Origin of the sequence: Hymenobacter volaticus (assembly GCF_022921055.1) — a bacterium.
Lineage (GTDB): Bacteria > Bacteroidota > Bacteroidia > Cytophagales > Hymenobacteraceae > Hymenobacter > Hymenobacter volaticus.
In genome coordinates this window covers 3,821,260-3,833,579 of the sequence record NZ_CP095061.1, presented here as the reverse complement: position 1 = coordinate 3,833,579, position 12,320 = coordinate 3,821,260, and the positions used below count along the sequence as shown (strand labels likewise).

Annotated in this window: 11 protein-coding genes; 2 read left to right on the top strand and 9 right to left on the bottom strand. The window is 54.6% G+C overall.

Features of this window, described 5'->3' with window-relative positions; genetic code table 11:
- Positions 1–146 precede the first annotated feature (146 nt).
- On the top strand, positions 147–743 hold the full coding sequence (locus MUN86_RS16660) for a hypothetical protein (protein WP_245119184.1): 597 nt from the start codon (positions 147–149) through the stop codon (positions 741–743).
- Positions 744–765: 22 nt separating this feature from the next.
- On the opposite strand, the gene gloA2 is transcribed toward MUN86_RS16660, so the two are convergent.
- On the bottom strand, positions 766–1,155 hold the full coding sequence (gene gloA2, locus MUN86_RS16655; RefSeq protein ID WP_245119183.1) for an SMU1112c/YaeR family gloxylase I-like metalloprotein: 390 nt from the start codon (positions 1,153–1,155) through the stop codon (positions 766–768).
- Positions 1,156–1,379: 224 nt separating this feature from the next.
- Here gloA2 and MUN86_RS16650 point away from each other — a divergent pair, with 224 nt between their 5' ends.
- Entirely contained in the window at positions 1,380–2,072 is a 693-nt protein-coding gene (locus MUN86_RS16650; RefSeq protein WP_245119182.1) for an alpha/beta hydrolase, read from the top strand.
- An 11-nt stretch (positions 2,073–2,083) separates the two neighbouring features.
- Here MUN86_RS16650 and MUN86_RS16645 read toward each other — a convergent pair whose 3' ends face one another.
- From MUN86_RS16645 to MUN86_RS16610, 8 genes are all read right to left on the bottom strand, one after another.
- The gene (locus MUN86_RS16645) at positions 2,084–2,794 is read right to left on the bottom strand and encodes a DUF421 domain-containing protein (protein ID WP_245119181.1); all 711 of its coding nucleotides are present in this window, start codon (positions 2,792–2,794) and stop codon (positions 2,084–2,086) included.
- A 115-nt stretch (positions 2,795–2,909) separates the two neighbouring features.
- A complete protein-coding gene (locus MUN86_RS16640) occupies positions 2,910–3,383 on the bottom strand; it encodes a GNAT family N-acetyltransferase (RefSeq protein WP_245119180.1) in 474 nt (157 codons plus the stop codon).
- Between the two features lie 399 nt (positions 3,384–3,782).
- Positions 3,783–4,733 (bottom strand): aldo/keto reductase, encoded by a 951-nt coding sequence (locus tag MUN86_RS16635; protein WP_245119179.1) that lies wholly within the window; start codon positions 4,731–4,733, stop codon positions 3,783–3,785.
- Positions 4,734–4,893: 160 nt separating this feature from the next.
- The gene (locus MUN86_RS16630; RefSeq protein WP_245119178.1) at positions 4,894–5,178 is read right to left on the bottom strand and encodes a hypothetical protein; all 285 of its coding nucleotides are present in this window, start codon (positions 5,176–5,178) and stop codon (positions 4,894–4,896) included.
- Positions 5,179–5,411: 233 nt separating this feature from the next.
- Positions 5,412–6,758 carry an alpha-amylase family glycosyl hydrolase gene (locus MUN86_RS16625; RefSeq protein WP_245119177.1) on the bottom strand — a complete coding sequence of 449 codons (1,347 nt, stop codon included), beginning with the start codon at positions 6,756–6,758 and terminating at the stop codon, positions 5,412–5,414.
- A 90-nt stretch (positions 6,759–6,848) separates the two neighbouring features.
- The gene (locus tag MUN86_RS16620; protein ID WP_245119176.1) at positions 6,849–7,331 is read right to left on the bottom strand and encodes a DinB family protein; all 483 of its coding nucleotides are present in this window, start codon (positions 7,329–7,331) and stop codon (positions 6,849–6,851) included.
- Positions 7,332–7,654: 323 nt separating this feature from the next.
- A complete protein-coding gene (locus MUN86_RS16615) occupies positions 7,655–9,481 on the bottom strand; it encodes a DUF885 domain-containing protein (RefSeq protein WP_245119175.1) in 1,827 nt (608 codons plus the stop codon).
- Positions 9,482–9,644: 163 nt separating this feature from the next.
- Complete coding sequence (locus tag MUN86_RS16610) at positions 9,645–11,924, bottom strand: T9SS type A sorting domain-containing protein (protein ID WP_245119174.1); 2,280 nt, start codon at positions 11,922–11,924, stop codon at positions 9,645–9,647.
- Between the last annotated feature and the right edge of the window lie 396 nt (positions 11,925–12,320).

Here is a 12,320-nt window from a genome sequence, read left to right as displayed (position 1 = left end):
GATCAGCAGTACCAAAAGCATCTAATGAGTGCTCAGGAACATAATGTGGAGCATGAAAAGATGTACTTTGAAGCGCGCTCTTGCTTTACAGCACTACTATGGTCTCTGTACCTATTTGGGTTTTCTGGTTAAGTAGCACAGCAAGTATGCTCTTGCCTTCTGCACCAACCGTGACGTTCAGCGAAATATCTGCCTCAGAATACAGCCAGGCTCGTAAAGCAGCCACTACAGCGAAGCCCGCCACCACATACCCACTCAAAAAAACAGGCTCTACGCTGACTGTCCCTACTACGCAAGGGCTACAGGTGTTTCGGGATCTGGTAATACGGGAAACCCAAGTCAAGCAAGGCCACTCCGAAGACGAGCAGATTACCTACACTTACATGGGTTACCTAACCAGTTTTCAGCGGCACGTAGTGAAAGTAACCCGCTATGAAACATCGGAATGGTGGCTGATTGCAAAAAATGGGCGGCGACTAACCTTGTGGGGCGCGCCACTATATGCGCCCGACCAAAAACAGGTAGTTGCCATCTGTCCCGGACTAGAGTACAGCGGCGGACAGCCTAATATAGTTCAACTATTTCAAATGAAGGACGGGGTGCTACAGAAAGTATGGGAGACGCAGCCAACCACGTGGGAGCCTGAAGAAATTTTCTGGACCTCGTCAACTGTCCTTTACCTAAAGCGGGAATCGTATTCCGATCATACACCAATAAGCTATTGGAAGCTCACTATTATGTAAGCTGCAGGGTAGTGACAGAGCATTAAGCTTCATAAAACTCTAACGGCAGCCCGTCGGGGTCCTGAATGAACGTGAAGCGTCGGTCGGTAAACTCATCGACTCGAATGGGTTCCGAGGCTACACCGTGTGCCGCTAGGCCGTGGACAGTAGCGTCTAGGTCGGAGACGGCGAAGGCCAAGTGGCGCAAGCCGGCGGCTTCGGGGCGGTTGGGGCGGGGTGGAGGCTCAGGAAAGGAAAACAACTCGATAACGTACTGGCCTTGCAACGCCAAATCCAGTTTCCACGACTGTCGCTCGACGCGGTGCACTTCCCGAATAATTTCCAAACCTAGAACTTCGGTATAAAACCGCTTGGACACCGCGTAGTCTTGGCAGATGATAGCAATGTGGTGAACGTGAAGCAGACCGATCATACGTTTTTAAGCTAAACGGTAAAGACAAAATCAGACAGGAGAGGACTGTAACCGCAGTTGCAAGTACTGGTGAAGGTATGCAAAGCAGCTAGGCTATGCCGTGGAGGTGATCAAAAATGCAGGACAAGCTCCTGCGTGAGACTATACCGTTGCAACCTCCGCAGCATCAATGTCAGGCCGTATCAGTACACCCCTATAGAAGGCAGAAAATCAACTACACTAGTATGGCTAGGCGGCAGGAACAGGAATTTGTGTTGAAAGCAGTAACGGTTGATAGTACGGACGAGCACGGGGTAGAGGCGCTATTACTGGAAACCAACGCGGGCGTAATTGCGGCCCGCTTGCACCCGACCGCAGCCGGGGCGGCGGCCGTGGTGTGGGTCGGAGGTTCAGGCGGTGGCCTCGACGGGCCCGCGTGGGGCATGTACCCCCGACTGGCAGGGCATTTGGCGGCGCAGGGCATTGCTTCGTTGCGCCTGCACTACCGCAAACCTAATTACTTGGAAGACTGCGTGGTTGATACTCTACTAGGAGTGCAGTATCTGGTGCGGCAACTCGGCTATAGAGCCGTTGCGCTGGTAGGGCACTCGTTTGGCGGGGCCGTAGTGATAAGTGCCGGGGCGCTTAGCGACGAAGTGGTAGCCGTGGTAGCCATGAGCAGCCAAACTTACGGTACCGACTTGGCTCCGCGCGTCAGTCCGCGGCCGTTGCTGGTGCTACACGGCACGGCCGACGAAATCTTGTCGGATGCTTGCTCGAAAAGCATATATAACCGTGCGCAGGAACCCAAAGAAATCTTGCTCTATCCCGGTTGCCGGCATGGGCTAGATGAATGCCGAGACCAAGTAGATGCTGATGTGGTACGGTGGCTGGTCAAGCAACTCACGGCCGCTACGGAGTCTGCCGAGCAAGTTTGAGTAGTTGGTTGCTAAGCTTGCCGTTTGGCAGTACACGCTTCAAGCCACGTATCGTTGTTGCACACAGTGCAGTGGGCCGTGTGTTGTGGTAGCTCTTGCACGTGGCCGCACAAAGAACAGGCGTGCAGACCCGCTTTTTCAACTTGGCGAGGTGGCTGCATCAGGCCTTCGGGCAGAATAGGCAAGCCCGGGCGGACATCATCATCTTCAAAGAAAAAAGAGCTGAAGTTGCCAGTGGCCTCAATATAAGCGCGGCGTACTTGGCCGAGGTGCTCTACCTGATGCTGCCGCAGCTCACCAAACAACTCTTTTTGAGTGAGCTTCTGTTTGTTGAAATTGGCAAGGTTAATCTCGCCGTTTTCTACCAGCAACACGGGGGCTCCTTCCAGCCAGTCGCTGAAACGAGGAAATTTTTCGGTGAGTCGGTTGAAAACCAGGTAAAGCGCCGACACCATCACAAACACGACCAAGACGTGCAGCATCGGCACGTCGTCGTAGAACATGGCGTCGCCGGCGGCCGAGCCCAAGGCCAAAATGATGCTTAGCTCGAAGATGGACAGTTGCCGCACGCCCCGCCGACCGGTTACACGCAGCGCCCCAAGTACCAGCAAGTACGTGAGCAGGCAGCGTAATGCTATTTCCAGCAGATACAGCGGCGGGGCATTGTCTGATAAGAAAAATCTATTCCAGTCGAATGGATCAACAGGGGCTGTGAGTAACATAAACAGTCGGGCCAGAAGTGAGCAGCGCAACAGCGCAGGTCTTCCTAACGCAATATCTTACTGTTCTGTTTGGTGCTTGTTGAGCTTGCGGCCAAGTGTTTGCAACGTTTTTGCCTTACAGCTCGACCATGGGCAGGATCATGTGCTGTGTGGCGACCGTGAAGCCTTGGGCCGCCCAAAAGTGCTGCGCCGCCGGGTTGGCAATAGCTACCTGCAGTTCAAGATGGTCGGCTCCTTGCACGGTAAGCCACGCTTTGGCTGAGCTAAAGAGTGCCCGCCCCATGCCTTGCCGACGATGTGCTTCCTCCACAATGGTTTCGGCGATATAGCCGCGGCGGTGAAAGTGCATACCCCGGCTGCCAATCTGATAAGTGGCCACCAACAGGCCGGCCAGTCCACCCGGTTTTTCCACCACAAAAATGCGGGTGTAGGCTTCATAGAGCCGGTCACGCAGCAGACGTCGCAGTTCCGCTTTGGCGGCCCGATGGTACCCAAAAACGGGGTGGTAGGCTTGGTGCATTTCCATCAGTTCGCACCACAGCCGGTACAGCTCGTCGAGGTCGTGGGAAGTAGCTTCGCGGATGGTCATACAAGGATGGACGAGGACGGGCCTACAACAGGCAAACAAGTGAAAGTAGGGCCGCAAATGCTAGTTCGCAAACTGCTGGCTAATTAGAAGGGAAACCTAGTTGTAGGTATCTGCCAATAAATCAGGTTATAACAGAATTTATAAATCTTTATAAACCCATTGCGGCGCTTGAGCAGTTGCTACAGCACTCCGTGCTTGCGCATGTGCCGCACATCATAGCAAGCAGCAGGCATACGAAAGCCGAAAGGCGTTGGTAGGTGCCCATGCCAACGACGGGCTTATGCACGTTGCACTCAAGAACAGCGACAACAAAAACGCCAGTGCCTTATGCAAGGCGCTGGCGTTAAGGATTAATAGTAAGCAAGTTAACTATTCGTCAGCTACTACTTGATGCCGCTGTTAGGAGCTGGCTTCACCAAGCTCCTGCAAATCCTGAGCGCTGAGTTGCAGCTCGACGGCTTTTAGTAGTTCGGTCACTTGCTCGGCGCTAGTGGCACTGGCAATGGGCGCGGTAAGACCGGGCTGCGCCATAATCCAGGCTAACGCCACTTGGGCGGGCGTGGCTTGCTGGCGGGCCGCTACCGCGTCAAGGGCACGCAGAATGGTCAGGCCTTTTTCGTTGAGGTATTTCTGGCCGACTCCACCACCGCGGGCGCTTTTTTGAAGGTCGGCTTCCGTGCGGTATTTACCAGTGAGGAAGCCAGCTGCTAAGCCGTAATAGGGAATTACGCCGATGTGCTGCTCTTGTAGCAAGGGCAGCAGTTGCTGTTCGAACTCGGCCCGGTCGTAGAGGTTATAGAGCGGCTGCAACGACTCGTAGCGAGGGAAACCATGCTTCGTGCTGGCTTCCACCGATTCGCGTAGGCGCTCGGCGGTGAAGTTGGAAGCCCCGATAGCACGCACTTTGCCTTCTTTCACGAGTTGCGCGTAAGCTTCCAGCGTTTCCTCTACGGGCACCGTCGGATCGTCTTTGTGCGACTGGTACAGGTCGATGTAGTCGGTTTGAAGACGTTTGAGGGAGCCTTCCACGGCGCGCAATATGTAGTTTTTGGCGAGGCCTTTGTTTTCGGGATTCACTTCCCACCCTACTTTGGTGGCAATGACCACATCGTCGCGGCGGCCGCGCTGCTTGAGCCACTTGCCGATAATGGTTTCCGATTCGCCGCCTTGGTGGCCGGGTACCCACACCGAGTAGCCATCGGCGGTATCAATGGCGTTGCCGCCGCCCGCCACAAAAGCATCTAGAATCTGGAATGAAGTAGGTTCGTCGGCCGTCCAGCCAAAGACGTTGCCACCCAATACGAGTGGCGCTATATGGAGGCCAGAACGGCCTAGTTCACGGTGTTGCATGTTAGTAGAATGAATAAAGCCACTCACGAGAGTGGCTAGAACATGCTATCAAACTGCAAATCTGGGATTCGGTTACGAAATTCTATCAGCAAGCCGCCCCGGCAGCAGAAGTCAGACTTGGCTTCTGCTGCCGGGGCGGCTTAACGAACAAGAAATACACTTACGGCTTGCTATCTTGCTGCCGGTTGATAATGCTAGGCTCTAATGGCAAATCTAGCTGCAAAAGATAAGGCTCAAGGCAACGCTGGTTGGTGAACGTGCGGAAGAAATCGAGTTCAGGGCAAGTCTGCTCCATCCACAGCTCACAGTAATAGGTGCCCATGTGGTAGAGGTTTATGCTATAGTTGCCTTCAGGACGGCCAGCTAAATAGGTTCCATGGCTAAACAAGTAGCCACATTGCTCCTCAGCCGGTAACGTGAGAAATTCGTGGTGAGTTAGTTTCATGGTTCAAAGAATTGGAGTACTCTATACTTCTTGCATTCTTCGTACCAGTATGGTAACAATACAATAATGTGAACTGGAGAAAAGAGCCTAAGCCATTTCACTCAAGCAGTTAGGATTCTTGGTCTCATTTAAACGGCAAGTATGCTGCGTTTCAAAACGGGAGTAAATCCATCTTTGGGATTCCCATTCTGAGGCTTAACCCAAAGAAAACGCGCGCTTCTCAGTTAGTGCCTTTACACCCGTTCTAGTACCCGCCAGCCGTGAGGGGAAACGGCTAGTTTCGAGTCAGCTTGCAACTCCAGCTTTTCGCCACTGAACACGTCGTAGTAGATGCCACTAGCTCCAGCGGGTAGTGTAAGCTCTTGCGGCGTGGAGCTTATGTTGATGGCAGCAAGCACGGCCGCTTCCTCGTGGCGGCGGATGAAGGCGTACACCTCGGAGGCAGAGGGTAGGCGCTCGAAGCGGCTTTCCAGAACGCCATTATGCAAGGCCGGGTGGCGCTTGTTGAGCTGTAGCAGCTTGGTGTAAAACTCCTGTAGCGGGTAGTCTTGCCAGTCTATTGGGTCTTGGTCGAAGAAGGCTAGCCGTTTTTGCAAGGCGCCTTCTTGGCCGCTGTACACGAGTGGCATACCCGGTAGCAGAGCTGTCAGCACAGCGAAGGGCAAGGCATTGGCACCTAGGCGTTCATACTCGGTGCCATCCCAACTGTTCACATCGTGGTTGCTGGTGAAGTGCATCAGGTACACGCTCGGCGGATATTTGGCCCGTTCGGCGGCGAGGTAAACATCGATGTCGTGGAGCGGCTGCTTGCCCTCGGCAATGTGGTCGAGCAGGTAGTGCAGGCGCAAGCCAAACGTCATGTCGAAGGCGCGTTCGAGCAGACGGGTGTTGCCGTCGAATTCTTCCCACGTGAGGCCACCCGAGGGGTACAACTCGTCCCATTCGGCCAGCATGAACACGGGTTTCACTTGGTCTAGCTCCTGGCGGGCGGCGTCCCAAAAATCGGTGGGCACGAGGCCGGCCACGTCGCAGCGGTAGCCGTCGATGTCGGCTTCGCGCATCCAGTACAGCAGCGCGTCGGTCATGTAGCGGCGCAGGCCCGGCTGGTTGTAGTCGAGGTCGATGACGTCGTGCCAGTCGGGGATGGGCGGCACGAAGTTGCCGGCCGCGTCGCGGGTGTACCATTCGGGGTGCTCGGTCACGAGCGGATTGTCCCAGGCGGTGTGGTTGGCTACCCAGTCAATCAGCACGTAGAGGCCAAGCTCATGGGCTGCTTGCACAAGGTGGCGCAAATCGTCGAGCGTGCCAAACTCCGGATTCACGCCATAATAGTCTTGCACTGCATACTGGCTGCCCAGCGTGCCCTTGCGGTTGACGGCGCCAATCGGATGAATCGGCATCAGCCAAATAATGCCCACGCCCATATCAGCCAAGCGCGGCAAATGCGCCTCGAAGGCCCGAAACGTGCCCTCTGACGTGTACTGGCGCACATTTACTTCGTAGATGCTAGCGTGAGCCGCCCAGGCGGGGTGCTGTACTTGGAACAGATGCGAGTCGGGGTGTAAAGCAAAGTCAGACACAGCGCGTAAGCTTCTTGAGACGAAATGAACAACCTGTGCTTACGCAAAAGGGTTGATAGCGTCTAGCTTGTAGCCTCTGTACTGCCGTTGTCAAAAGCGAATAACATCGGTATCAACGGGCGTATAACCCAGCTGGCGGCTCATGCTAAGCAACTGGCCCTTATGATGAAACTCGTGCGTGAGGGCATGGGTAAATAGCACTAGTGGCGTGAGCGTTAGGGGTTCGGAGCGCTTGGAAATTGTGTAGGGCTTTGCCGTTTGCCAATCATCCCCGACGTGGGTACAGTAAGAAATCACCAACTTGTCCACTTCCTGAAAGTGCTGTCGTACTGCCTCCACATCGGGAGTAGCAGCCGGGTCGAAATAGCAGCGAGGCTGGTTTTGCCCGACAACACCCAACCAGTTCTGATAGGCGTTGGCCACGTGCACCAGCAAGTCGCGCAAGCTGCTGTTGTTGAAGGTTGGTATGGGAGCGGTGAAGTCAGTTGGAGCCAGCGTAGCGCAATAGTCGAGCAAGGCGCCACGGGCGCTTTGCACCAAAGCATACTGAGCGAGAAGAAGGCTAGTCATCATCAACGAATAGGCTGTTCTATCATGAAATTGGCAACTAGTATGCACTATCGTAAAGATAAGAACATTACTACAAGCTGGTCAAAGCATTGAGGTAGATGTGCTGTCATTGCCAGCGCAATCAGACCGCCATGCTGAGCGCTGTCGTTGCCACAGTATATCCGTCATGCTGAGCGCAGCCGAAGCATCTCGCTAGTGTGGTAAAACCCGTTTGTCGGCGCAACGATTCGCGCGAGATGCTTCGGCTGCGCTCAGCATGACCGTTACTTTGGCAATGGCACTAGATGCTTCGGCTGCGCTCTAATGCAAAGCTTCCAAGTTTAAGCTTACTTCTGCCGCGCGGCCCAGGCGTCCATTTTGCGTTCCAGTACGGCTAAGGGCATGCTGCCGCCGGCTAGTACTTCGTCGTGGAAGGCGCGTAAATCGGATTTAGAGCCTAACTGTTTGGCATACCGGTCGCGCAGTTCGCGCAGCTTGAGGGCGCCGGTTTTGTAGGCCAACGCTTGCCCCGGGATGGCCATGTACCGTTCTATTTCGGCGGTGGCCCCTTGCTCGCTGATGGGTTCGTTGTCCATCATGTACTTAATGGCTTCCTCGCGGGTCATGTTTTTGGAGTGCATGCCCACGTCCACTACCAAGCGAATAGCGCGGTGAATTTCGTCACCCAAAGCTCCAATTTTCTGGTAGGGGTCCGCATAGAGACCTAGCTCCGGACCCAGGCTTTCGCAATACAAGGCCCAACCTTCGCTGAAAGCCGGATACGAAGCGAAGCGGCGGAATTTCGGCAAATCGGTGTTTTCCTGTTGCAACGACAACTGGTAGTGGTGGCCCGGAATAGCCTCGTGCGCAAACAACGACTCCATACCCGACGTGGTATTGAACTTAGTGGCATCGAGAATGGGTACGTAGAAAATGCCGGGCCGCGAGCCGTCAGGGGTGCCACGGTTGTACTCGGCCGAAGCAGTGGCGGCGCGGAAGGCTTCGGTCTGCCGGATTTCAAACGGCGACTTCGGCGTGCGGCCAAACAGCTTGGGCAGGTTGGGCGTAATCCGGGCCTGAATGGCGCGGAAGGCATTGAGTACGTCTTCGGGGGTTTTGTACGGCGTGAATTTCGGCTCGGAATTTAGATAGGTGAAGAAAGCAGGCAACTCGCCTTGAAAGGCTACCTGCTTCTTGACGGCTTCCATCTCGGCCCGAATGCGCTTTACCTCGCTCAGGCCGGTTTGGTAAATGGCGTCGGGGGCGCGGTCAGTGGTGGTCATCAACCGCACGTTGTAGGCGTACATTTCGGCGCCACCGGGCACAGCGGCCAAGCCGGTACTAGTGCGGGCTTTGGGTAAGTACTCGGTTTGTAGAAAGTCGGCCAGTTTGCGGTAAGTGGGTACCAGTTGGGTAAGAATAGCCTGCTGATACGCGGCTGTCAGGCGGGTTTTGTCGGCTTCGGAAAAGGAGGCCGGCATCCGCGTGATGGGGCCATAGAACAGGCTTTTGGTAGCGTCGGTGGTGATTTGGGCTTGTAGCTGCGGCACCATTTTCAAGACCAAGGCCCGCGGCAGCACCACGCCCGCCTTCATGCCCTGCCGGAAGTTGCTGACCGCCGAGTCGGCCCACACCGGAAACTGGCCGATGCGTTTCAGCCAGTCGTCGTAGTCTTTCACGGTTTTGAAGGGCTGCGCGCCGGTGCCGGCGCCCAACTGACCGAGCGTATTGGGCAAGCTGTAGAACTGCGCAAACGGCATCATCCAGCTGTTCAGCTTCAGCCCATTGAGCCGGCTTTCCATTTCGTACTGGAAGATGTCGTAGCTCACTTGATCTTCAGCCGATAGTTTGCTTCGGTCAAACTTCTTGAGCGACCCCAAATACTGCTGGTAGAACTGCTGCTGTTGCTGGCGGAAGGCGCGGGTCTGGTCGTTGGGCAGTTGGTCGTTGTAGCGGTTGTCGCCCTGGCTGGTAGCGTTGAGCGGAAACAGCTTGGCGCGGTCTTCCCAATAGGTGTCGAACAGCTTGGCGAGGGGCGCCGAGGAGGTAGCAGAAGCGGCGGCCGTTGTAGTGGTGGCTTTAGTGGCTGGCGCGGGTTTCTTGGTCGACTGCGCTGTAGCTAGTCCGGCGGGCAACCACAGGGCGGCGAGCAGGGCAAAAGAGGTTGTTTTCATCGGTTGTGCGCGTGCAAATGAGGAAAGCAAGCTACGCCTTTCGGGGCAACGGTGGTAGCAGGCCGCCGATTTCTCACGTAAAAACCCCGTGCCGCAGTAGTGCAGCACGGGGTTTTGCGTCGTTACCAAGAAAATTGCTTAGGGTAGTTGCCCCAAGGAGTCGTTACTCTTTTACAAACTTAAACACCTTGCTTTCCTTGCCTTCCGCTTTGAGTAAATAGGTGCCGGGCTTTAGGTTTTTTACGTTGAGGACAGGCTGGTTTGGCGCTATTCGCGTGGTGCTTACCATCACTTTCCCGGTAAGATCATAGACCGTTACTTCGGCGTTTTCAGCTATTCCGGTAATCGTTAGCTCACTGGAAGCAGGATTCGGATACAGCCCAATTTCGCCTCTGCCTACTAAAGCCTTCGACTCGCTAGCAACATCCGTGCGCGCCACGGTGGATTTGCTGCCAGGGTTGATGGGGAGGCCGTTTGCCTCACGGATAAGTTGGAAAATATGATCCGGCCGCACCACCACATAATCGGTGTTGAGGGAGGTTGCCACGTTCTTGAAATTGGAGGGCTTCACGTCGGTCCAAGGTTGCGCTTGGATAATGACGAAGCGTGGGGAGTTGCCATCCCACCCGGCCGAGGCACTGGCAATGTGGTCTTTCATAGCTTGTTCATTCGTACAGTAATTGCAGGAAAGCGCCATGCCCGGCAAACTTTGTTTGTAGATGGTGAGGCCGCCTCCCGTGTTTTGGCCGGTTAACCCAAGCAAAGAGGGGGCTTTCTCGGCGAAGCTTTGGCCGACATTCTCGTTGATGCCCCCGGTGATGGTGTTCCAAACCGTGACAACTCGGAAACCCGCCCGCCGATTATACTCCTCAGTTTTTGCCACGAACTGGTTCAGTGAATTCTGATCAGGAAAGCTATTTGGGTAAGCGTAGCCGTAGCCCGAGGGGCCCGAAATCAGGTTGTCGTTGGCGGTAGCGGTTTGCCAGTAGTAGTTCAGGGCGCCCGGCATGGCATCGAGCATGGCCGGTGAGAGCGTCCAGCCCATCGGCACCGATCCTCGGTCGGGGTTGTTCCATAGCTTGCGCATCAGGTGCTCGACGTACTGCAAATTGTCGCCGTCGCTCAAGATGAACGCAACATAAATCTTGTTTTGTAGGACTGGTTTCGGCGGTATGGGCTTAGTGTTTATTTTCCGGGGCATCCCGCTGTGCATCGTCAGGTTGGTGGCGTAGTCGCTGGCGATGGTGGCAATGCCGTAGCTAGAGGCTCGCTCCACTCCGGGTTGTTCTTCGGGCCACCACCCCATAACGTTCGAGCCGGCCGGCATGGAAGCTAAGAAGCTGTTCAGGAGTTCACTCTCACCGGCAACTTTCGGGTCGAGCCAGATAACCGCGGCCCCGAGCGCCGTTGCGTACTCCCGTAAGGCTGATTTGTGGGCATCTGGATTCAACCCAATCAGCAGGCGGTGGTCAAGCTTTGGCCAGTACTTGGTGTAGATTGTCTGATATACTTGCAGTTTGCTGCTAAACTGGCCGCGCAAATCAAGCAAGACCGGCAAATTGTAGGGCGAAGCCGTAAGCCGAGATACCAAGTCCGGCGAGGCGATAAGTGCTTTTTTATCCTTGGCCAACAGCGTTGCCAGGTTCACGGTATGAATCTGAGCAGGATCATAAACGATCAGGCCCGATACCTCATTCCGATACTTAGTGATAAGGTCCCACTTATCCGCGGGTTCAGACCAACTCACCCCCAACGACTCCAACCAGGTATAAGGCCCTTCCGCAAAGGCGTCGCCTTCATACGAGAAGATGCGCGGCTGTTTCTTGTTTACGATGCCTTTCAGCGAAGCAAACAAATACATTTCGGCCGACGTTTGATTTTGCTGCAGCCCAACCCAATCCACTTTCGTGTAGGAAGTGCCGCGCCAAAACACGCGCAATTCCAATGATTGGTTGGCCGCTGGCATCGTAAACGGCAGTGTAAAGTTGGTGTAGTCGGAAGCTACGGGGAATTGCCGCCGAGTGAGTGTGCGCTTGGCCAGCGTCTGGCCCGTAGTGGCATTCCGAACGTCAAGGTCCACTATCGAATCGTTGTTGGCGGTATTGTTGTCGACCTTCAGGCGAAACTCGGCCACGTTGGGTCCGGCCGGCACGCTGGTGTCATAGGGGCCGTAAACCATATGCCGATTGGGCTCGTCAATGCTAGTCTGGCAAAGCCACCCGTCGCCTTCTAAGCGCCCTGTGCCATGGCCAAGCGACGAACCTTCGGCTTCCCAACGGGAAGTAGCTTCGCGGAGATAGATAAGATCCTGCGTTTTTGCCGGCTCAGGAAAGGAGGGAAGCAGTTGACCGGCAGGCCATTTTATTTGGCCCATAGATGGAACGACAATCATTTGGAGCAAGCACAACAGCATCACTCCGTTTATTCTGAACGAACTAATCATACGAGTAAGGTTAGGTTGATAATAGGTTGCCTTTTAATGGTTTGACTCGCACACCTCAGTGTATCCGAATATATAACTTAAGAAGATAGATTTGCCGAGCTAAAGTGGCCTAGGGGCTTGCTAAATAGTTTTAGCAGTTCATTTCAAAGTTTGTTTGAGCCGATAAGCTAGATGCGGCAACAAACACGGTATCAGACCTTTGCGCAAACGATTGCAGTCCGTGTCATCAGATGATGCAGAATGTCTTAGGCACGACTGTGGAGCTTAAAAAAGCTATAATTTTGAACAAAATACTGGTGGTCTGGAGCGCCTTCACCAGAGAATGTGCTTGGTTTGAGACGAACTTATAACGCCCCACCCTCCACTACACACAACCAGTAATATTTATAAAATACA